This is a genomic window from Cupriavidus alkaliphilus, assembly GCF_900094595.1.
GTDB lineage: Bacteria > Pseudomonadota > Gammaproteobacteria > Burkholderiales > Burkholderiaceae > Cupriavidus > Cupriavidus alkaliphilus.
On sequence record NZ_FMAD01000006.1, the window covers coordinates 21,305 to 43,591 of the forward strand.

At 63.2% G+C, this 22,287-nt stretch carries 19 protein-coding genes; 4 read left to right on the top strand and 15 right to left on the bottom strand.

The window, feature by feature from the left end:
• Positions 1 to 13: 13 nt before the first annotated feature.
• The 14 genes from kdsA to GA0116996_RS14020 all read right to left on the bottom strand — a co-directional run bounded on the left by kdsA (position 14) and on the right by GA0116996_RS14020 (position 17,116).
• Positions 14 to 853, bottom strand: a complete 840-nt coding sequence (gene kdsA / locus GA0116996_RS13955; RefSeq protein WP_092312399.1) for a 3-deoxy-8-phosphooctulonate synthase — start codon at positions 851 to 853, stop codon at positions 14 to 16.
• A 46-nt stretch (positions 854 to 899) separates the two neighbouring features.
• A complete protein-coding gene (locus tag GA0116996_RS28580) occupies positions 900 to 1,598 on the bottom strand; it encodes a CatB-related O-acetyltransferase (protein ID WP_341845101.1) in 699 nt (232 codons plus the stop codon).
• Between the two features lie 27 nt (positions 1,599 to 1,625).
• On the bottom strand, positions 1,626 to 3,167 hold the full coding sequence (locus GA0116996_RS13965; RefSeq protein ID WP_092312404.1) for a capsular polysaccharide export protein, LipB/KpsS family: 1,542 nt from the start codon (positions 3,165 to 3,167) through the stop codon (positions 1,626 to 1,628).
• A 1-nt stretch (position 3,168) separates the two neighbouring features.
• Complete coding sequence (locus GA0116996_RS13970) at positions 3,169 to 4,116, bottom strand: glycosyltransferase (protein WP_244159860.1); 948 nt, start codon at positions 4,114 to 4,116, stop codon at positions 3,169 to 3,171.
• Positions 4,117 to 4,139: 23 nt separating this feature from the next.
• Entirely contained in the window at positions 4,140 to 5,894 is a 1,755-nt protein-coding gene (locus tag GA0116996_RS13975; RefSeq protein WP_092312410.1) for a polysaccharide biosynthesis/export family protein, read from the bottom strand.
• 3 nt (positions 5,895 to 5,897) lie between these two features.
• Positions 5,898 to 7,031: a KpsE/RkpR family capsule polysaccharide export protein gene (locus GA0116996_RS13980; RefSeq protein WP_092312413.1), complete on the bottom strand. Its 1,134-nt coding sequence runs from the start codon at positions 7,029 to 7,031 to the stop codon at positions 5,898 to 5,900.
• Entirely contained in the window at positions 7,028 to 7,690 is a 663-nt protein-coding gene (locus tag GA0116996_RS13985) for an ABC transporter ATP-binding protein (protein WP_092312417.1), read from the bottom strand. The genes GA0116996_RS13980 and GA0116996_RS13985 overlap by 4 nt, the downstream gene beginning before the upstream one ends.
• The gene (locus GA0116996_RS13990; RefSeq protein ID WP_092312420.1) at positions 7,687 to 8,478 is read right to left on the bottom strand and encodes an ABC transporter permease; all 792 of its coding nucleotides are present in this window, start codon (positions 8,476 to 8,478) and stop codon (positions 7,687 to 7,689) included. Before GA0116996_RS13990 ends, GA0116996_RS13985 begins: the two co-directional genes overlap by 4 nt.
• Positions 8,479 to 9,496: 1,018 nt before the next feature.
• Entirely contained in the window at positions 9,497 to 10,585 is a 1,089-nt protein-coding gene (locus tag GA0116996_RS13995; protein ID WP_092312422.1) for an MBL fold metallo-hydrolase, read from the bottom strand.
• Positions 10,586 to 10,742: 157 nt separating this feature from the next.
• Positions 10,743 to 12,188: an FAD-binding oxidoreductase gene (locus tag GA0116996_RS14000; RefSeq protein ID WP_092312425.1), complete on the bottom strand. Its 1,446-nt coding sequence runs from the start codon at positions 12,186 to 12,188 to the stop codon at positions 10,743 to 10,745.
• 25 nt (positions 12,189 to 12,213) lie between these two features.
• On the bottom strand, positions 12,214 to 13,020 hold the full coding sequence (gene hpaI, locus GA0116996_RS14005) for a 4-hydroxy-2-oxoheptanedioate aldolase (protein WP_092312428.1): 807 nt from the start codon (positions 13,018 to 13,020) through the stop codon (positions 12,214 to 12,216).
• A 37-nt stretch (positions 13,021 to 13,057) separates the two neighbouring features.
• Positions 13,058 to 14,530 (bottom strand): NAD-dependent succinate-semialdehyde dehydrogenase, encoded by a 1,473-nt coding sequence (locus tag GA0116996_RS14010; protein WP_092312431.1) that lies wholly within the window; start codon positions 14,528 to 14,530, stop codon positions 13,058 to 13,060.
• Between the two features lie 34 nt (positions 14,531 to 14,564).
• Positions 14,565 to 16,088, bottom strand: coding sequence for a UxaA family hydrolase (locus tag GA0116996_RS14015; RefSeq protein WP_092313318.1), 1,524 nt, complete (start codon positions 16,086 to 16,088; stop codon positions 14,565 to 14,567).
• Between the two features lie 23 nt (positions 16,089 to 16,111).
• Positions 16,112 to 17,116 (bottom strand): tripartite tricarboxylate transporter substrate binding protein, encoded by a 1,005-nt coding sequence (locus GA0116996_RS14020; RefSeq protein ID WP_092312434.1) that lies wholly within the window; start codon positions 17,114 to 17,116, stop codon positions 16,112 to 16,114.
• A gap of 143 nt (positions 17,117 to 17,259) precedes the next feature.
• Here GA0116996_RS14020 and GA0116996_RS14025 point away from each other — a divergent pair, with 143 nt between their 5' ends.
• The 3 genes from GA0116996_RS14025 (at position 17,260) to GA0116996_RS14035 (ending at position 19,683) form a co-directional block, all read left to right on the top strand.
• On the top strand, positions 17,260 to 18,195 hold the full coding sequence (locus GA0116996_RS14025) for a LysR substrate-binding domain-containing protein (protein WP_092312437.1): 936 nt from the start codon (positions 17,260 to 17,262) through the stop codon (positions 18,193 to 18,195).
• A 99-nt stretch (positions 18,196 to 18,294) separates the two neighbouring features.
• Entirely contained in the window at positions 18,295 to 19,023 is a 729-nt protein-coding gene (locus tag GA0116996_RS14030) for an SDR family oxidoreductase (RefSeq protein WP_092312440.1), read from the top strand.
• A gap of 63 nt (positions 19,024 to 19,086) precedes the next feature.
• Entirely contained in the window at positions 19,087 to 19,683 is a 597-nt protein-coding gene (locus tag GA0116996_RS14035; protein ID WP_092312443.1) for a 2-hydroxychromene-2-carboxylate isomerase, read from the top strand.
• On the opposite strand, the gene GA0116996_RS14040 is transcribed toward GA0116996_RS14035, so the two are convergent.
• Complete coding sequence (locus GA0116996_RS14040) at positions 19,680 to 20,444, bottom strand: sulfite exporter TauE/SafE family protein (RefSeq protein WP_092312446.1); 765 nt, start codon at positions 20,442 to 20,444, stop codon at positions 19,680 to 19,682. The genes GA0116996_RS14035 and GA0116996_RS14040 overlap by 4 nt on opposite strands.
• 409 nt (positions 20,445 to 20,853) lie before the next feature.
• Between GA0116996_RS14040 and GA0116996_RS14045 the strand changes: the two genes are divergently transcribed.
• Positions 20,854 to 22,287 carry a cytochrome ubiquinol oxidase subunit I gene (locus tag GA0116996_RS14045; RefSeq protein WP_092312449.1) on the top strand — a complete coding sequence of 478 codons (1,434 nt, stop codon included), beginning with the start codon at positions 20,854 to 20,856 and terminating at the stop codon, positions 22,285 to 22,287.

The window sequence follows — 22,287 nt, forward strand, 5'->3', positions numbered from 1 at the left end:
GAGCCCGCACCTGTTACTCGATATGAAGCGGCGCAAACGACTTCACCAGGTCGTCTACTGCCTTTACCTGCGTCAGGAATGGCTCAAGCTTGTCCAGCGGCAAGGCGCTCGGCCCATCGCACTTCGCATTGGCGGGGTCCGGGTGCGCTTCGAGGAACAGGCCGGCCAAGCCAACCGCCATGCCCGAACGTGCCAGTTCAACCACCTGCTGGCGCCTGCCACCCGACGCGGCGCCACTGGGATCGCGCTGCTGCAAGGCGTGCGTGACGTCGAAAATGATTGGCATGTCGTTGGTGACCCGCTTCATCACGCCGAAGCCGAGCATGTCGACGACGAGGTTGTCGTAGCCGAAGCAGGTACCACGGTCGCAGAGGATCAGCTGGTCGTTACCCGCTTCCTTGAACTTTTCGACGATGTTGACGACTTGTGTCGGGCTCAGGAACTGCGGCTTCTTGATGTTGACGGGCTTGCCGGTTTTGGCCAAAGCGACGACGAGGTCGGTTTGGCGGGCGAGGAACGCCGGTAGTTGGAGGACGTCGACGACCTCGGCAACTAATGGGGCTTGCCAGGGCTCATGGACGTCCGTGATCACTGGAACGCCGAAGTTCGCCTTCACCGCCTCGAAGATCTTCATTCCTTCTTCCAACCCAGGCCCCCGATAGGAGTGAATGGAAGAACGGTTTGCTTTATCGAAGCTTGCCTTGAAAACGTACGGGATACCGAGCTGCGCAGCTACCCGCACGAACGCTTCGCATACTTCCAAAGCGAGGTCAGACGACTCCAAAACGTTAATTCCGCCGAAAAGCACAAACGGCTCACGGTTGTCGAGCCGAATCCTTGATAATTTCACCATAAACTTAAAGTCTTTTCGCCTTGAGCAAATCGATATAGCAAGCAATTCAATTATTATCAGATTCGCTTGCTTCTCTCAACTTACTTAATTGCCCGACAGCAACTTCGATATTACCAAAATCAATCTTTACGAGAACCTCAAAAGGTAGATCCCACCACCTAGTTCTTAGCAGTTGGACAGAAATCTCGTCCTCAAATCTGGTGCCGATTTTTTTCGCTGGAACACCGCCAACAATGGTGTACGGCTCTACATCTTTCGTAACCACCGCACCCGCACCAATTACTGCTCCATGTCCGATGCAGATACCTGAAGAAACCATCGCGCCAGCGCCTATCCAAACATCATGGCCTATTTCCGTAGGCGCATGAAACTGCCACTTTTCTTTCTGCAAAGTCTCGTAGCCAGGAACTTTGGCGAACAGACTCTTCGAAAACTGAAAAGGATGTGAGCTCAAAAACTTCGTCGGATGTTTAGCCAGTCCAATTTGAACGTTCCGCCCGATGGAGCAAAATCTTCCAATTTTGACATGAGGAAAAACTACAGTACCCACATTAAGATAACTGTAATTTCCGATTTCCGAAGGAGCATATATAACTACCCCGTCTGCGATATCAATCGGCCCGCCAAATACTAGGGCAGGATTGACCTGCGCAGTTGCCGCTATACGCCCCCCGAGAGCCGCGCACCGGTTCCGCATCTCGCGCGCTGCTTCACTTCTTTCCGTTCGCTCATCTTTGCTAGGCAAAACACCCCCCTCGCGCAACATCAACTATTACAGAAACCTTGAGATCGACCTCAGCAAGGGATTCTTAGCATCACGAAAAAAAGCCTTCGGATTATTTTTGAGCTTTCGCAGCTTTTTCTTCGTCAGCCCAGAGCGCTCGACCGCAACTATATCTGCGGTCGGTTTCGGCACGACAATTTCTGCATGCGTCGGGATTTTTACGATATTCTGCTCCAATTTAGGCGGCGCAGCCTTTGGCGTTGTGACCCTCTTTATCGCGCCAAGCCGCTTTTCCAACCGAGGAACACCGACAGCAGGCGACTCTGGGATTAGCCATTCATCCAAAGCCTTGAGCAAAAATGTCTCCAAATCATGATATTCATCTATTGTAAGATAGGACCCGGGCCTCGCATTAATCAGCGAAACAATTTCTGAAATTGACAACCCATCGTGAGTGAACCCGCGGTTTGCATAAAATGCATTCCCACATTGAATCGGCTTTACGCCACCAAATGCGGCCTCTATCAAACTCTGCGAATTAATCCCAATAACGAAATCCGCCTCTTTAATAAGATCAGCGATTGGATAGTCCTCGACAATTATCAATCTATCGTTACAACCAAATCTCCTTACCAACTGCTCTTTAGTTAAAGCAGTTCGAATATTTGCTTTCTTTTGCTCCCAAGGGTGCGCCTTGAAAATCACACACGCGTTGGTTTCTCCGAGAATCTTCTCTATGCATTGACAGTAAAAATCAACGCTATGGAAACCGGTGTCCCCATAATTTAGGAGCGAAAAATCGTTCAGAACTTGACCAAATATTGCAACTACCTTTGCATCGATCGGAAACAAGCGTTGCCCGGTTGCATCCGGCTGCTTAACGTTCTTGTTTTCCATCCCCGCGAGCTGTGCTACCAACGCCGCCCGCTTGGCCCGCCGAGCCCCGCCAGAGATTGCCACGTCGAGGCTCTTGTACACGCCGGAAGATCTCAACGATGAATTGTTCGGAAGTGGACTATGACGCGCTTCCAGATAATAGTCTTTTCCCGTGAAGAAGCTTTCGCAAATGTAAAGCATTCCTTGTCGCCGCCGCATCAGAACTGAGAAGACACGCGCGTAAATTAAGCTGCCGGAGAATAGAAATGCGAGATCAAAAACGGGATAATCTTCCAAAATACTGCGCCAGCGCTCAAACCAAAACTGAACGGCCGCAATATTATTAAGTAATTCATCCCGATTTACCTCCCATGCAACATCGAACAACTCGCGCTCAGTTTCCCCATAGTTGCCGCGCCCCAACCAGTACTCGGTAGGGGCGAGATAGGAAAGCATCTCCGCCTTGCAAAGAGAGAAGCACGAGACCCCCGCATTGGACAAGGCAAAAATCTCATCCGCTTGCAGCAAGTTCAACGACTCTCGATATGGAGCAATTTCATCGAAATTTGAGTAGTTACCAAATGCAGCAATCAGACCAGGAGGGTGGGATACAACCATTACCTCATATTGACCCAACTTCAGATATTCCAGCAAGCTGGCGAAATTCTTACTTTGAATATGAAGCTGGTCCGCAATCAACGCACGCTTTGCCATTTTATAATCCCCCAACGACTTCTCGGGTTACATCTCTATATATATCGAAAATGCGCGAAGCATGTTGCCCCCATGTAATCGCACGTTCACGCTGCTCGAAGGCGCCCCTTTTAAGAGAAAGATACTTCTGTTCATCCAAAGCCCATGCGCTAATATTCTCAGCATCAATCACCGGATCCATGCATAGATGCAATCCGTTAACTCGATCCAAAACTAAATCGTATGCCATGCCAATCGGATTACACAGCACGGGCACTGCGGAACCAATCGCTTCCGGTATGTTCGCAGGACCACCCTCAAACCAGGAGGCCATTAACAAAAAGTCGATGGAACGATATGTCGACGCGATCATTTTATAGGGCAGGCTTTCGTACGCCGTCGCTTCGTAACCATATCGCTCCAGAATCGCAGCATCGTATGTTCGACCTTTTCCAATGAGGACGAATTCGAAGGCTGCTGGGTCTAGATGCTGGGACAATTCATATATATACGCCTCGCCCTTAACTTTGCGGGGATACCGTCTGGAAATCAAGCCGATGCGGATCTTCCGATGCCGCCCACTCTCCGCATCAATCTGATGATCATCCGGGGCACCAGGAAATACATATTTTTGATTATAGCCATGAGGAATAACAATGGTATTCGTAATTCCTCGATCTGCAAGATATTTCTGCTGCAGCGTGTTTAAGCAATGGACTCTGGTTGCTTCGCGATAACGATCCAGAAACTTATCGACAGCCAACGAGGTATCATCATCCTCAAGATCGTGGTGAACTGTAACGATACATGGGGCGATAAGTTCCTTCTCCAAGTTCGGTCGATGATAGTGGCGCAGAAAATGCCCTGGCAGAGGACTTTCCGACGCCACCTGCATCATTTCCGCAGGCGAGAACGATTTATAGTAGCCGAGAATATCTGTAAATATCCCACTAGCCACGGAATTGGACATCACGTGATTGATTGTAATCATCCTTATAACCCCAAAACCACTTTCGCACTAATCGCAATCTGATAAAGAATCTGAAACACATCCTTAGCAAACTGCCGCGTCTTGAAATCAACCTTCGGCAACACCATAATCTCGTCGCCCGCCTTCACCGCATCATCCTTCTTGCCATCCGAGAAACTCCCATCCCGGTGCGCGATGATGATTCGCGAGGTATCCGCGTTCTGCGAGAAACCGCCCGCCTGCTGGATAAAGTCATCCAGGTCCAGGCTCTTGTCATACGCCACGGCATTGGGGAACAGCACTTCCCCGCTGACCAGGACCAGGCCGTCCTTGACCGGCACGCGCAGGATGTCGCCGTTTTCCAGCAGCAAGTCATTGCGGGTGGTTGATTTCGCGATCAGCGTCTGTCCTGACGGCTCGATCTTCTTGGCCCGTTCCACCCACTGCAACACCAGCGCGGCTTCTTCCTTGCGCAACTGGGCTTCTTCCGCCGTCCCGGAACGTGCCGTCAGGACGCTCGATTCCAGAGTCTTGAGCGTGGTACCCAGCAGCGTCTTCTGGCGCGTCTTCACGCTCTGGCGGAAAAGCTGGATGCTTTCGGTATCGGACTCCTGCGTGTAATGCACCTGGCTGAGCAGCTGACCCATGCGGCTCCCATACGGCAATACGTATTCCTGCGGGCCGGTGTGCTCGCCTTCGACGCGCACGGTGATGGTGCCCGGCCGCTTGTCGGCGGTGAATTCGATTTCGTCGCCGTTGCGCAGCTCGATCTGGTTGCCCTGCGAGATCGGGAAGTACTCGACATTGCGGACCGTGCCGGTATTACGCACTACGCGGACGTTGGTGGCTTCGGGCAGCGGCTTGGCCAGGCGCACGATCTGGTCGAGCCGGGCTTGTTCGCCGAGGAACTCGAAGCGCTTGGCGTTTTCGGCCAGGCCACTGACCTTGACGGTCTTTTTGCGCGACTGGACGAAGATGACGTCGCCGTTGTTCAGCTGCTTCGAGGTCAGGTCGCCCTTGAGCAGGAAATCATAGAGATTGACGACTTCCAGCGTCTGGTTGCCCCGCTTGATCGCGACGTCCAGGAAGGAGCCGCGGTCAGGGTCGATGCCGCCGGCCTGGTCGAGGTAGCGCAGCACGCTGTCGCTGGAGGTGCCGTCGTACATGCCGGGACGGCGCACCGCGCCGGTGACGTAGACCCGCACGGGCTGCGCGGCCAGCAGGCTGGCGTAGATCGACACCTTGCTGGCGAACACGCGTCGGAGCGCGTTGCCGACGGCGGTCTGGAGATTGCCATTGGTGATGCCCTGCACGCGGAATGGGCCTACTTCCGGCAAGACAATGTTGCCTCCGGCGTCAACGGTCAGCACGGTGTCGACGTTGTATCCGTTCCAGATGCGCAGCTGGATGCGATCACCGACGGAGATGACATGGCTGGGATTGAAGACGGAAGCACTGTCGCGGCTGAAAGCGCCGGTGAACAGCTGCGCGCCGAAGGCGTCGCTGGCCATGTTGGCGGTGTAGTCGTTGTTCTGCGGCGCGCTGTCGGGCAGCGGCGTGTCAGCACGTGCAGGAATGGTGGCAACGGCGCCCATCGCAGCGGGATTGCCGACCACTGCGCCACCGGGAGTGGTAGCGCCCTGTGCCGCCAGCGCGGCGTATTCCATCTGGCCGACGGCGGCCGATTGCGGCAGTCGCGTGCCGCTCTGGGCATGCGCGCCATGGGCGCCGGCCAGGCTGGCCGCGGCGACCGCGATAGCAAGGATTCTTCGAAGCATGGACTAGTCTCGGTGGTCGCGGATGATGGCGCTGAGCAGTTGCACGACGCCTGCCAGCATCAGCGTCATCAGGACGACCACCACGATGTTGTAGATTCGCCGGGGCTGGAGCGGGTACTCCGGCCGGGTCGGGCTCTGCACGACCGCTACGTTCTTGAGCTTGCGCGTGGCCTCGATGCGGGCCTTCTCCAGCGCGCCGATCGCGGTCTTGTAGATGTCGAAGGCAAACTCGGCGGCGGCCTGCAGGCGATCGTGTTCTTCCACCACGCGGTTCAGGCCGCGGCCCTTGGTCGAAACCATGCGGCCACGCTGCTCCGCCATCTGGCGTTCGACCGCGGCAATCTGCGCGTCGATCTGCTGGATCGCCGGCGACTGCGGCGTGAAGACGTCCTTGAGCGAGTTGCGCTTGACGTGCAGTTCGGCGAGCGTGGCCTCGGCATTGGCGACCACGGTGGACAGGCTCTCTACCTCGCCGCGCGGGGACACCAGTCCATTGGCATTCTGGTAGGCAACCAGCGCCTGGCGCGCCGCCTTCAGGCGTTCGCCCTGGTCGTGTACCTGTTTCTCGATATAGACGACCTGCTCGCTGGCGATCCGGTGCGTCATCTCGTTCATGAAGCGTTCACCGTCGGCGACCAGTTCCTGCGCGATGGCATGCGCCATCTCCGAGGTGTAGCCCTGGACCCGGATCACGAGAACGCGTGCAAAGTCGTCGTACTCGACGCTGACGCGTTTCAGGTAGTAGTCATGGAAACGCTCGAGCGAAGCATCCTCGAACCACAAGCGCGACAGCGGGTCCCGGCCGCTGTCCGCGTAGTGCTTGCGCAGCCCCAGCTTCGCGTCGAGCTTTTTGAGCATGTCCGCCGACAGCAGGTACTCGCGCAGCAGCAGCAAGTCCTGCGGGGCGGTATTGCCGACCAGCAACGAAGTGAAATCCGCCGCGCTGGCGCCCACACCGTCGCTGCGCTCCACCACCACGCGTGCTTCCGACACATACAGGTCGGACGCGATCACGCTCCAGTACACAACGGCAAGCACGCAGGCGGCCACGGCCACTTGCCAGATGCGGTTCAGGGTATTCACTCGTGTCAGTCGCCCGATCTGCCCTGCGGCGCCCGACGTAATCGTCTTCATCATGCTGGAATGCTGTCCCTGTACGCGCGCAGGGCCTCTTCAACGGAGTCGAACCAGTGCGCCTGGCCCTGATGCAGCCAGACTGCCGACTGGCAGAAATTTTTGAGGGTGGATTCGCTGTGGGAGACCATCACCAGGCCCGCACGGCCGGCCAGGTCTTCGAAGGCCTTCTGCGACTTGCGCTTGAACGCTGCGTCGCCGACGGCCGTCAGCTCATCCACCAGGTAAGTATCGAAATCGAAGGCAAGCGACATGGCGAACGCCAGTCGCGAGCGCATGCCCGACGAATAGGTCTTGACCGGATCCTCGAAGGCGTCGTGCAGCTCCGAGAACTCGCGCACAAACTCGAGCTTCTCGGCCAGCGCGCCGTGGATGCCGTGGATGCGGCAGACGAACTTGGTGTTCTGTCTCCCGCTCAGCGAGCCCTGGAACCCGCCGCTCAGGCCCAGGGGCCACGACACGCGGCAATTGCGGACGATGCTGCCGCGGTTGGGCTGGTCGATGCCGCCCACCAGCCGCAGCAGGGTCGACTTGCCCGCGCCGTTTGCCCCGATCAGCGCCACCCGGCTCTTCTGCGGAATCTGGAGCGTCACGCCCTGCAGCACCCACTTCGAGCCGTGGGTGGTGCGGTAGCGCTTATGGACGTCGGTGATTTCGATCATTGCGCGGTCAGCCGGGTTGCGTACCGCATGTGCATGGCCAGGCCAAGAAACACCGTGGCCAGCGCGCAGAAGCCCAGGTAACCCAGGCTGATATGCGCTTCGCCGTGGTAGGCGGCAAACCAGCCGCTGCGCATCGCTTCCAGGCCGTGGGTGATCGGGTTGACCAGCACCACCTCGCGCATGGCCCGCGGCATGCTCGAGACCGAATACATGACCGCGGAAAGAAAGTAGAGCGGCGTGAAGACGATGCGGATGAGCTTGCCCAGGCCGGGCAACAGCGTGCCGATGACGGAGAACATCAGGCCCAGGCCCAGCCCGAACGCCCACAGCAAAAAAGCCGACCACATGACGAGCAGCGGATCAGCGGGCCGCACATCGATGTCGAGCAGCGCCAGCGCGGCTAGCAGCACGGCGCCGACGATGACATACAGGAAGGCCTCTACCGTGGCGCGTACCAGCACCGTGTCGACCGGCTGTACCTGGCGGTACGAGAACAAGGCCTGGTTCGCGTTGATGGCTTCCATGCCCCGTTGCGCGATATTGCGCACGAGGAAGAATCCCCACACCCCGACGAGGATGAACACTTCGATGTTGGCATCCTGCCTGACCTGATGCCTGATCACGCCGAACACCACCATCAGGAAAACGATGTGCGCCGCGGGCTCGAGCAGGATCCAGATCCAGGCCGCGCGCGCGCCGGCCAGGCGAGCGCTGGCCTCGCGCAGGAACAGTGCTCGCCATACGGAAACTGCGATGGAGACGTCCGACCGGACCGAAGTCCGGCTCATTGCAGGCGGTGGCGACTATCTGAGATGTCGACGCAAAAGTGTACGCGGCTGCGCACGGCAACCGTTTGCTGCCTATGGGCGACCTGTACCGCCCCCGGCATGACCTGATGAAGTATTCCCGCCATGGCGCTGGCCCGGTGTAGACACATGCCTCCCACCAAACCTCCTGCCGCTGCGCGCCCAACGCTTTCCCGAACCGCTGCGCTCATTATCCGCTTCTGTTTTTTTGCTGACCCTGGCCACTTTTCTGCGGCCACTTACTTTTTGCAGGGCGCAATAATAAGCGTCCGAAGCGCGTTACGCAACATCCGGTAACAAAATACGACTTCTCCCCCACAAGGGGGATGACGCCGCTTGAACAATGACTTTGTGGCCTTTGGTCGACTATTTTCGGCGCCAAGTGCGGCCTATCGTTCACCCGGGAACCCGCGACGGAGAAGGGTTCCAGGGACAATGTAACAAAATTTAGTTAATCACTTATTTTTCCAAGAGAGCATTAACTTTGCGGCAGATCAAGTTTAATCCACGCAAATTCGTTCATGTCATTTATAAAATACAATGATTATCCAAAGAGATAATCAAAAACATTGCAAAGCTGCGCTATTGGAAAATGTGCGTTGACAGGAGAGGGATTCGTCGGCTGCACTTGTTTCTGTAGAAACAAAGCCATCGAGATTCTTCTCGGGAACGAAACTCGGGTGACCGGAACGGAGGAGTCCTTCGATGGGGAAGAGATGCAGGGCGGGTGCCGATAAGTGGAGGCACCGTTGGTTCCTTATGCCCATGCGCCAGCACCGCACCAGCAATGCCCCGCAACACCGCTATTGTTGACGGTAATGAAACTGGTATGGCATTGCAATGTGATTCGCATCGACACGTTGGGGCCGCTTCAGAGCAATTGGGCCCTCGGCAATGAAGACGTCAACCTCTGTATTGTCGCGGCGCGTTGCGCGTCGCCAACACTGCGGGTGAAGAGCGGCACGCGGATGGCACTCCGCATCAACCAGACCGCACTCGCTCAAGTCATGCGGTACCAGTAGCACTGCCCCACCCCAACCTCCCGCACCACCTCCCCCCGCGCCAGCAAGTAGTTCAAATGCGCAATACTCTCCCCCGTCGCCATCCCCAGCAGCCCGCCGCTCCCCGTAATCGGCCGCGAAAACAATTCTCCGAACACGTCGACCGCGCGCCTGGGTTCAGCCAGGGCGCCGCGCAGCCGGTCCAGCGCCTGCATCTGGCTGGCCCGCAGATAATCGATCCGGGCGTGCAGCCCGCGGAACGGTTCGTTGTGCGCCGGCAGCACCAGCACATCGTCCGGCACGGCGGCGCGGACCTTGTCGAGCGAGGCCAGCCAGTCGGCCATCGGGTCGGCGTCGGGCTCGGTCGGGAACACGGATACGTTGGACGAGATGCGCGGCAGCACCTGGTCGCCCGATACCAGCAGCTTCAGCGCCGGGCAGTACAGGCAGGCATGTTCGGGGGAATGGCCGGTGCCGACGATGACCTGCCAGTCGTGCGCGCCGATGCGGACGGTATCGCCGTCGGAGAGCCGGTGGAAGCTTTCGGGCAAGGCGTGGACATATTTGCCGAAGCCGCCGAAGCGGGTGCGGTACACCTCGATCGCTTCGTCATCCCAGCCGGCCTTGCGATAGAACGCGATGGCGTCGTCCGGCGCGGCGCGTCCGGTATCGGCGGCGAGCACGCGGCACATCAGGTACTCGAGCCGCGTCATCCACAGTTGGCAGTCGAACTTGCCGGTCAGCCAGCCGGCCATGCCGATGTGGTCGGGATGCATATGGGTCACGAACAGCCGGGTCAGCCCGCCGTCGAGCGCGCCGCCGGCGGCGAACAGCGCGCGCCAGGCCTGCGCGGTTTCCGGGGTCTGCAGGCCTGCATCGACCGCGGCCCAGCCGCTGCCGTCGCGGATGGCCCACAGGTTGATATGGTTCAGGCCGAGCGGCATCGGCATGCGCAGCCACAGGACGCCGGGTGCGACTTCCCGGGCGTGGCCGGGTTCGGGGGCGTCGCCGCAGGGGTAGTCGAGTTCGGGCTTTTGGAGGGAGATGGGGGCAGCAGCGAGCGCGATGTCGGGGGATTGGGCGGTCATCGGTGTCTGGGCCGGTGGGCCGGCCGTGCTGTGCGCCGTGGCCGCGGGCAGCGATGCCCCGGTCCGGCGCGTTATGGATAGCTGACACCTTAGCCCAGATGGGCGATTCCTGCCACGCGCGCCCCGCCCGCGTTCCAGCCCCTGAAACGATCCCCGGCTAGCGCGTCGGTGCCGGCAGGACTTTGCCCGGATTGAGCAGGTTCAGCGGATCCAGCGCCTGCTTCACCTGCCACATCAGTTCCAGCTCCACCTGCGACTTGTAGCGCGTCAGGTCATCGCGCTTGGCCACGCCGATGCCATGTTCGGCGGAGATCGAGCCGTTTTCCGCGTTCGCCATGCCGTCAACCAGCGCGGACACGGGCTCATACCATTGCGCCAGGAAATCCTTGGCAGGCTGGTCCCTGGGCCGCAGCGGGTTGAAGTGGACGTTGCCATCGCCCATATGGCCATAGATCACCATGCGCGCGTCTGGCACCCGTTCCAGCACCCGGGCCGAGGCCTCTTCCACGAACGCTGCGATGCGCGACAGCGGCACCGAGACATCGCACTTGATGCTGCCGCCGGTGCGGGTCTGGGCGTCGGAGATCTCTTCGCGGATGCGCAAGAAAGTCTGCGCGTCCGCCAGGCTCGCGGCCACGGCTGCGTCCTGCACCAGGCCCTGGCTGAAGCCGGATTCGAGGATCTCCATCAGCGTGGCATTGAGGCTTTCGGCGTCGGTGCCGGAGGTCAGCTCGACCAGCACCATCCAGTCGTGCCGCTCCTGCAGCGGCGATGCGACATTGCCAAGGTATTCCAGCACCAGGTCCAGCGCCGGCCGCGAAATCAGTTCGAACGCGGTCACCGCCTGGCCGGACAGGCGCTTGGCTTCGCCAAGCAAGGCCACGGCAGCGGCTGGGTCCCGCACCGCGACGAAGGCCACGGCGCTGCTGCGCGGCTGGGGCATCAGCTTGAGCACCGCGGCGGTGATGATGCCCAGCGTGCCTTCCGCACCGACGAACAGCTGCTTGAGGTCATAGCCGGTATTGTCCTTGCGCAGGCCGCGCAGAGACGAATAGATGCGGCCGTCGGGCAGCACCACCTCGAGGCCCAGCACCAGGTCGCGCATATTGCCGTAGCGCAGCACCGCGGTGCCGCCGGCATTGGTCGACAGGTTGCCGCCGATCTGGCATGAGCCTTCCGAGCCGATACGCAGCGGAAACAGGCGCTGCTCCGCTTCGGCGGCGCTGCGAGCCGCGCTCAGCGTGACGCCGGCCTGCACGGTCATGGTGTCGTTGACCGGGTCGATGCCCAGCACGCGGTTCATGCGGCTCAGGTTGACGACGACAGCGGTGCCGCTGTCGTCCGGCACGGCGCCGCCCATCAATGAGGTATTGCCGCCCTGCGGCACCACCGGCACCCGCTGCGCATGGCACCACGCCAGCACGCGGCTGACTTCTTCCGTCGACGATGGCAGCACCACCACCTGCGCCTGGCCGCGATAGATGCCGCGATAGTCGGTGACGTAGGCCTGCGTGTCGGCCTCGCCGCTGCGGCAGGCGTTGGCGCCGACAATGGCCTGCATCGCGCGCAAGGTGGTTTCCGGGGTGGGTAGCTCGACGGTCATGGCGATAAGGCGAAGAGAACTCGGGTCAGTACGCGGCGGAAGGCTTGCCGGCAGCGGCGTCCGCCTGCGGCTCACGGAACGACGCGGCAAGCTTGCGTGCGGCATTGGCATACAACATCACGTCCACACCCGTGGCGACGAAGGTACAGCCCAGGTCGAGGTAGCGGCGCGCGAGCGCGGGGTCCGACGTCAGCGTGCCGGCGGCCTTGCCGCTGGCGATGATGGTGCGCATTGCGCCTTCGATGGCGGCCTGCACGTCCGGATGGCCGGGGCGGCCGCGGTAGCCCATCGAGGCGGCCAGGTCGGCCGGACCGATGAAAACGCCGTCGACGCCGTCCACCGCGCAGATCGCTTCCAGGTTCTGCAGCGCGGTGACGGTTTCGGCCTGCACCAGCAGGCAGATTTCGTCGTCGGCCACATCGAGGTAATCGGTGCGCGCGCTCCACTGCGATGCGCGCGCAATGGCGCTGCCCACGCCGCGGATGCCGTTCGGCGGGTAGCGCGTGGCGCTGACCAGCGCGCGCGCCTGCTCGGCGGTATCCACCATCGGCACCAGCAGGCTGCGCGCGCCGATATCCAGCAGCTGCTTGATCAGCGGCACTTCGCCGGCCACGGCGCGCACCACGGGCTGGACCGGATACGGCGCCACGGCCTGCAGCGCGTGCAGCGTCGAGCGCAGGTCGTTGGGCGCGTGCTCGCCGTCGATCAGCAGCCAGTCAAAGCCGGCGGTGGCCGAGACTTCGGCCAGGTACGGCGTCGCCATCGACAGCCACAGGCCGATCTGCGCCTGGCGCGCGGCCAGTGCGGTCTTGAAGGGATTGTTTGCGGGCATGAGGAATTCCTGGTGCGAACGGGCTACGCCTGGCGCTTCAGCCGAGCTGGCCCTGGCAAAGGTACTTGGTATGCATGTAGTCGTCCAGGCCGTGGCGCGAGCCTTCGCGCCCGTAGCCGGACTCCTTGACGCCGCCGAACGGCGCCGCCTCGGCCGCGATCGCGCCTTCGTTGATGCCGACCATGCCGGTCTCCAGCGCCTGCGCCACGCGCCAGATGCGGCGGATGTCGTTGGAGTAGAAGTACGCGGCCAGGCCGAACGGAGTGTCGTTGGCGTCGCGGATCACTTCGGCTTCGTCGCGGAAACGGAAGATCGGTGCGACCGGGCCGAAGGTCTCTTCACACGACAGTTCCATTGCCGGCGTGGCATCGACCAGCACCGTCGGCGCGTAGTAGTGCGGGCCGTCGGCGCTGCGCACGCGCTTGCCGCCGGTGACCACGCGCGCGCCCCTGGCGACCGCGTCTTCGACATGGCGCGCGATCTTGTCGACGGCGCGGGCATTGATCATCGGCCCGATCTGTGCGGCGTCTTCGGTTGCTGGGCCGACATGGAGCGCCCCCACGCGCTGCGCCAGGCGCTCGACAAACGCGTCGTGCACGGCGTCATGCACATAGACCCGGTTCGGGCACACGCAGGTCTGCCCGCCGTTGCGGAACTTGGATGCCATCAGGCCATCGACCGCGGCATCGAGGTCGGCATCGTCGAAGACGATGAAGGGCGCGTTGCCGCCCAGCTCCAGCGAGAGCTTCTTCAGCGTGGCAGCGGATTCGCGCGCCAGGTGCTTGCCGACCGGCGTGGAGCCGGTAAACGTGACCTTGCGCACGCGGCTGTCTGCCAGCCAGGCATCGACTACGCCGGGCGTGCGCTCGCGCGAGGCCGTGACGATGTTGACCACACCCGCCGGCATGCCGGCCTGTTGCGCCAGCCAGGCCAGCGCCAGCGCCGTCAGCGGCGTGTCTTCGGCGGGCTTGGCCACGACCGTGCAGCCGGCGGCCAGTGCGGGCGCGATCTTGCGGGCGATCATCGCCAGCGGGAAATTCCAGGGCGTAATGGCGGCGACGACGCCTACCGGTTCCTTCAGCACCAGCAGCTTGCGGCCCGGCACCGCTTCCGCAACGATGTCGCCGCAGATGCGCGTGGCTTCCTCGGCAAACCACTCTACGTAGGACGCGCCGTACTGCACCTCGCCGCGCGCTTCCTTCAGCGGCTTGCCCTGTTCGGTCGAGATGATGCGCGCCAGGTCTTCCTGGTGGTCAAGGATCAGCGCATGCCAGCGCTTGAGCAGCTGCGCACGTTCGCGCGCGGGCCGGCGGCTCCATGCCGGGAACGCCGCGGCGGCGGCGTCGACGGCCAGGCGCGCATCGCCGGCATCGCTGTCGGCCACGTTGGCGAAGGCCTCCGCGTTGGCCGGATCGGTGACGGGAAAGCGCGCACCCAGGCCGGCATCGCGCCATTGGCCGTCAATCAGGTTCTGGCTGCGCAGCAGCGTTGGCTCGGAAAGCGTCGGCATCGATGAGTGTGGAGAGAGATTGGTTGAACGCGGCTCAGCTGACAATGCCGAGGTGCCACGGCACGAACTCGTTGTCGCCCAGGCCAAGCAATTCGCTCTTGGTGGGCTCGCCCGAGGCCGCGCGCAGGATGTGTTCGAAGATCCGCTGGCCCATCTGCGGCACGCTCAGCTCGCCATCGAGCACCAGGCCGCAGTTGATGTCCATGTCTTCTTCCAGACGGTGGTACATCGCCGAGTTTGAAGCCAGCTTGATCGTCGGCGCCGGCTTCGAGCCGAACATCGAGCCACGCCCCGTGGTAAAGCAGATCAGGTTGGCACCGCTGGCGATCTGGCCGGTGACTGCCACCGGGTCATAGCCGGGCGAGTCCATGAACACAAAGCCGGCCTGGTCGATCGGCTCGGCATACTCATAGACCGCCTGCAGCGGCGTGGTGCCGCCCTTCATGGCCGAGCCCAGCGACTTCTCGAAGATATTGGCAAGGCCGCCCTGCTGGTTGCCGTGGCCGACCACACCGTTGAACTGCGCGTTGTGGCCCGCGGTGTAGCGCTCCCACCAGGCGAGGCGGTCCAGCAGCTTCTGCCCGACTTCCGGCGTTACCGCGCGGCGCGTCAGCATGAACTCCACGCCGTGGATCTCCGGGGTCTCGGACAGGATCGCGGTGCCGCCATGCCGCACCAGAATATCCATCGCGGCACCCAGCGCGGGGTTGGCGCTGATCCCGGAAAAACCATCAGAGCCGCCGCACTCAAGGCCGATCTTCAGGTGGCTGGCGGGCACGGGCTGGCGCACCGCGGCGTTGGCCGCCGGCAGCATCGACTCGATGGCTCGGATGCCGGCCGCAATGGTAGCGCGTGTGCCCCCGGCGTCCTGCATCACCAGCGTATGCACCGCGGGCCCCGGCTCCAGGCCTTGCGACGCCACCAGCGACGCGACCTGGTTGCGCTCGCAGCCCAGCCCCACGATCAGCACGCCGGCCAGGTTGGGATGGCGCGCATAGCCGGCCAGCGTGCGCCGCAGCACGTCGAAATGCTCGCTCGGTGATGACATGCCGCAGCCGCTGGTTTGCGCAAAGGCAACCACGCCGTCGACATTCGGATACCCGGCGAGCCGCTGCGGTGTGAAATGCGCCGCAATCTGGCGGATCACGGTGGACGAGCAGTTGACCGACGACAGGATGCCGATGAAGTTGCGCGTGCCCACGCGCCCATCCGCGCGCACAAAGCCGTTGAAGGTGGCGCGCTGCGCCTGCGGCACGTAGTCAACCGGACGCACGTCCTGACAGAAGGCCGGATCACGGTAAAAATCGACCAGCGTCAGGTTGTGCGCATGCACGTGGTCGCCCGGCGCGATATCGCGCGCGGCCACGCCGATGACGGTGTCGAACTTGCGCACCGGCGTGCCGGCCGCGATGGCGCAGGCCGCGATCTTGTGGCCGGCCGGCACCTGCGCGCGCACGCGCATGGCGGGATCGGCCAGCTGCTGGCCCAGGCCGAGGTCGCTGCGCGCGACCAGCACGTTGTCATTGGGGTGGAGCCGGATGACGGGATTGGAGTTCACTGGGTCTTGGCCTTCGCGTGCCATCAGCTTTGCTGCAGCAGTTCTTTCAGCTTGAGGCGCTGGATCAGCTGGGTTTCCTGTTCATAGACGCTGGCGACGTACTTCTTGTAGTCGGGCCCGTCCAGGTACATCACCGGCGCGTCCAGCCGCGCCGCGATCTGCCTGAACTCGTTGCTGGCGACCGCGGCGCGGAAGGCATCGCGCAGCTTCTTTTCCACGGCAGGCGGCAGGCCCTTGGGCGCGCCGATGCCGTTGGGCGCTTCCACCACCACGTTGTAGCCCAGTTCCTTGAGCGTGGGCGTGTCCTTGAAGCGGGTCGCGCGCTGTTCGCCCCACGTCGCCAGCAGCCGCAGCTTGCCGGCTTCGACGTGCGGCGCCCATGAGCTGGAATCGGCCAGCAGCTCCACCTGTCCGGCCAGCACGTCCTGCAGCGCGGCGGCACCGCCCTTGTAGGCGATGGCATTGAACTGGATGCCCGCTGCCAGCGCGAACTGTTCCATGCCGACATGGGTGGCGCCGCCGATGCCGGCGTGCGCATAGGTGACCTTGCCCGGGCTGGCCTTGGCGGCGGCGACCACGTCCTGCAGCGTCTTGTAGCGCGAGTTGGCCGGCACCGCGATGCCGAAGGTCTGTCCCGAGGTGCGGGCCAGGTAGGTCAGCTCGGTGCGCGGGTCCAGCTGCAGCATGCCGAGCTGCGCGAAGCGCGTGACCGAGATCGGGATCTGGCCGATGGTGTAGCCATCGGGATTGGCGCGCGCCAGCGCCTTGGTGCCGATCATGCCCGACGCGCCGGCACGGTTCTCCACCACGATCGACTGCTTGAGGATGCCGCCTGCCACCTGGCACAGCGCGCGCATCGACTGGTCGGCGGTGCCGCCAACCGGCCACGGGCAGATAAAGGTGATGGGACGCTCGGGATAGTCGGCGGCCAGCGACCGCGCAGCCGGCAACAGCACGCCGGCGGCACCCGCCGCGGCTCCGATGAGCAGGCGGCGGCGCTTGGCATCGATGGGAAACGATTGAGTCATTTGCGGGTGTCTCCGATGTTTTGATTATCGGCGGGACCGGCGCTGCCAGCCTCGTCATGCCCGCATTCTGTTGTCTCCCTCCATAACAATCCAATCGAAAATTGGCATTGCTTCATAACCTTCAGGTTAGATAGACTGCCAGCATGGTACAGATCGACCGCGCCCTGCGCTCCAATATCAAGCTGCGCCACCTGCAACTGCTGGTGGCGCTGGACGAGTTCCGCCATCTCGGCCGCACCGCGGAATTCCTGTCGGTGAGCCAGCCGGCGGTGTCCAAGGTGCTGACCGAAGTCGAGAAAATGATGGGGCTGACGCTGTTCACGCGCTCTACCCGCGGCACCGAGCCGACTCCCGCGGGCGAGTCGCTGGTGCGCTTTGCGCGCTCGGTGCTGGCGCAGTACGAACAGACCCGCGACGAGATTGCCGCGGTGCAGAGCGGCGCGTCCGGGCGCATCCGCGTGGGCTCGATGGGCGCGGCCTTGCCGGTGCTGCTGGCGCAGGCCGTCGGCACGCTCAAGCAGCGCCACGCGCACGCCACCGTGCTGGTGGAGGAAGGCGACCTGACCCACCTGCTGCCCAAGCTGCGCCTGCGCGAACTCGACCTGATCGTGGGCCGGCTCGAGCCTGGCTATGCCGCCCCCGACCTGCTGACCGAAGCGCTCTATGAAGAGCCGATGGTGGTGGTGGTGCGGCGCGGCCACAAGCTGGCGCGCAAGGCGCGGCCGGGTTGGGCCGACCTGGCCGCGATGCCGTGCGTGCTGCCGCCGCCGTGGGCTTCGCTGCGCGTAAAGATCGAACAGGCCTTCTTCCGCTACGGCCTGCACCCGCCGCAGGACGTGATCGAGACCTCCTCGTACCTGGCGCAGGCTACTTTCGTCGGCCAGCGTGGGGCGGCGGCCTTCATGGCGGAATCGGTCGCACTGTCGCTGCAGCAGGAAGGCCGCCTGCAAGTGCTGAAGATGGAGGTTCCGGTCGAGCTGCCACCGGTAGGCATCATCACGCTGCGGGAACGCGCGCCGTCGATCGGCACCGACCAGCTGGTGGCATGCCTGCGGCAAGAGGCGGCGGGACGGGAATAGGTGCCGCGGCCGGGTCCGGCGCGCTTGCGCCATCGCTGTTAGGATCATGCTCCGGGACCCCCGTGCCCGCCAGGCGGGGCACCAAGCCAGGAGACACCCATGCCCGAAAAGAAGGCCGTCCTCGTCGTCGGGGCTGGCGACGCCACCGGCGGCGCCATTGCACGGCGCTTTGCCCGCGAGGGCTACATTGCCTGCGTGACGCGCCGCCATGCCGACAAGCTGCAGCCGCTGGTGCAGCAGATCCGCGCCGATGGCGGCGAAGCCCATGCCTTTGGCTGCGATGCGCGCAAGGAAGACCAGACCGTCGAGCTGATCGCGCGCATCGAGCGCGAGATCGCGCCGCTGGAGGTGGCGGTCTTCAATATCGGCGCCAACGTGCAGTTTCCCATCACCGAGACCAGCGCGCGCGTGTACTACAAGGTCTGGGAGATGGCGTGCTTCGGCGGCTTCCTGATGGGCCGCGAGGCCGCGCGCGCGATGCTGCCGCGCCAGCGGGGCTCGATCTTCTTTACCGGCGCCACCGCCAGCCTGCGCGGGCGCGAGAACATGGCCGCGTTTGCCGGCGCCAAGCACGCGCTGCGGGCGCTGGCGCAAAGCATGGCGCGCGAACTGGGGCCAAAGAACATCCACGTCGCGCACCTGGTGATCGATGCCGCCATCGACACCGACTGGATTCGCGAGAACTTCCCGGAGCGCTACGCGGCCAAGGCCCAGGACGGCATCGTCAATCCCGACCATATTGCCGATACCTACTGGATGCTGCACCAGCAGCCGCGCGACGCGTGGACGCATGAGCTGGACCTGCGTCCATGGATGGAACGCTGGTAGGCAAAGCGCGCCGCCAGCGCACAACACGCAGCGCATACCGACCACCACGACAGGAGACCGGCCGTGACCAGGCAAGTGGAATTCTTCTTTGATTTCGGCAGCCCGTACTCATACCTGGCATGGAAGGAATTGCCGCGCGTGGCCCAGCGCACCGGCGCCACCATCGTCTGGCGTCCGATTCTGCTCGGTGGCGTGTTCAAGGCCACCGGCAACCACAGTCCCGCCGAGGTGCCCGCCAAGCTGGACTGGCTGCACGCCGACACCGCGCGCTGGGCCGGGCGCTATGGCGTGCCGTTCCGGCAGAATCCGCATTTCCCGGTGAATACGCTGATGCTGATGCGCGGCGCCACCGGCTACCTGCGCCAGGACGAAGCCACCTTCCTGCGCTATGCCGACGCCATCTTCAGCGCAATGTGGGAACAGGGCCGTAACCTCAACGACCCGGCCGAGATCGGCGCGGTGCTGGCCGCCGCGGGCTTCGACCCAGGGGCCGCGCTGACGCTGGTGGACGACCCGGAAGTCAAGCAGGCGCTCAAGCGCGACACCGAGCACGCGGTCACGCGCGGCGTGTTCGGCGCGCCCAGCTTTATCGTCGGCGACGAGCTGTTCTGGGGCAACGACCGTCTCTTGTTCGTGGAAGAAGCGCTGGCGCGGCCCTAGCCCGCGCCGCGCGCCACCAGCACCGGCACGGAAGTGGCGAGCAGCGCCACTCCTGACACCGTCAGCAGCGTCAGCACGATCTTGCGGAAGGCGGCTTCGCTGATGCCGAGGTAAAGCCGGGTGCCCAGCAGCGTGGGCACCAGCATCGCCGGCGCCACCACCAGGAACATGGGCAGCATCTCGCGCGTGACAATGCCCTTGCCGACATAGGCGGCCATGGTCATGGCCAGGGTGGCGAGGTTGAAGTTCTGGATCACGGCGCGCTGCTCGTCCTTGTCGAATCCGCGCAGCGTGCACCACAGCGTGGGGATCACGCCGGTAAAGCCGCCGATCCCGCCCATCACGCCGCCGGCGGCGCCGGCCACGCCGTCAGCCACGCGCCCGCCCACGCCGATATGCGGCAGCCGGCGCGCCATCAGCATCACCGGGCACCATAGCGTCAGGAACGCGCCCAGCACCGCCTTGAACCACTGCGCGTCGAGCAGCGGCAGCACCGCCACGCCCAGCGGGATGCCAGCCACGCCGCCGGCGACGAAGGGCCACAGGCGCCGCCACGACAGCCCGCGACGCACCGACGCGGCGGCCAGCAGCTGGCCGGTGAGCGCGCCGAACACCGTCATCGCCGCGGCCAGCCGCGGTTCGATGGCCCAGGCCCAGAACGACATTGCCACCATGCCGAAGGCAAATCCGGAAAGGCCCTGGACGAAGCCGGCCACGGCGGCACCGGCAATGACGATCAGCAAGGTGGAATCGAAGGACACAGGGAAGGACGCGAGAGGCGGACGATGCAGGGCGCATAACTATGCACTTCCCTGCCCCGGTTGTCAGCCTTCATCCCTGCTGCAATGCGCCAAGCTGATACGGTATTTTTCCGCGGAGTTGATTCTGTTTCGCCGCGCGAGGCTCCGCTACGATTTGCCCATCAGCAATGGCCTGCGCGGCGCGACCAGCGCTCCCGCGCGCTCGCAGGTGCGGCGATTTGTCGCCGGGCCGCCGGCGCGGGCGACGCTGCCCTTGGCGGCCCGCGCGGCGTACACTACGCTTACCGCACGCGCCTGCGCCCCCGCGCCCCCGGCGCGCTTCTGCCTGCGTGTAGGACCTGTCCCGGCTTTTTGGGCGGGCCGCACCCGACCAAGGCACGCGCCAGGCCAGCGCCACGGAGAACACGACATGTTTGGTTTGACCGCGCTCGACCTCGCCCGCATCCAGTTTGGCTTCACCATTTCCTTCCACATCGTCTTTCCCGCCATCACCATTGGCCTGGCCGCCTACCTGGCGGTGCTGGAAGGCTGCTGGCTGCGCACGCAACGGCCGCTGTACCGCGACCTCTACCACTTCTGGTCCAAGATCTTTGCCGTCAACTTCGGCATGGGGGTGGTGTCGGGGCTGGTGATGGCCTACCAGTTCGGCACTAACTGGAGCTTCTTCTCGGAGTTTGCCGGCAGCATCACCGGGCCGCTGCTGACCTACGAGGTGCTGACCGCCTTCTTCCTGGAAGCGGGCTTCCTGGGCGTGATGCTGTTCGGCTGGAACCGCGTCGGCCCGGGGCTGCATTTCTTTTCAACGGTGATGGTCGCGCTGGGCACGCTGATCTCCGCGACGTGGATCCTGGCCTCGAACAGCTGGATGCAGACGCCGGCGGGCTTCGAGATCATCGATGGCCGCGTGGTGCCCACCAACTGGTTCGAGGTCATTTTCAATCCGTCGTTCCCGTACCGCCTGGCGCATATGAGCGTGGCGGCGTTCCTGGCTACGGCGCTGTTTGTCGGCGCGTCCGCGGCCTGGCACCTGCTGCGCGGGCGGGACAACCCCGCCATCCGCAAGATGCTGTCGATGGCGATGTGGATGCTGTTGATCGTCGCGCCGATCCAGGCGGTGATCGGCGACTTCCATGGCCTCAATACACTCAAGCACCAGCCCGCCAAGATCGCCGCGCTGGAGGGGCATTGGGAAAACAAGGGCAACGAGGCCCTGCCGCTGCTGCTGTTCGGCTGGCCCGACATGGAGCGCGAGGAAACCCGCTTCGCGGTCGAAGTGCCGCACCTGGGCAGCCTGATCCTGACCCACAGCTGGGACGGGCAGATCCAGGGCCTGAAGGAGTTTGCGCCGGAGGACCGGCCCAATGCGACGATCCTGTTCTGGTCGTTCCGGGTGATGGTGGGCCTGGGGCTGCTGATGATCCTGCTGGGCGTGTGGAGCCTGATATTGCGGCGCCGCGACCGGATCTATCGCGTCCGTCCGTTCCTGCATATGGCCTTGTGGATGGGACCCGCGGGCGTGATTGCGATCCTGGCTGGGTGGTACACCACCGAGATCGGCCGCCAGCCGTGGGTGGTGTACGGGCTGCAGCGCACCGCGGACGCGGTGTCGCCGCACGGCGTGCCGGAACTGGCGACGACGCTGGCGATCTTCGTGGTGGCGTATTGCTTCGTGTTCGGCGTCGGCATCGCCTACATGATGCGGCTGGTGCGCAAGGGCCCGCTGCTGGAAGAGCCCAAGCCGCATGGCGGCCCGGGCCGCGAGCACACGCCGGCGCGGCCCCTGTCGGCCGTGGACGACGATGAAGTGCTCGCCCCCACCCCCACCGCACGCACCCGGAGCTGA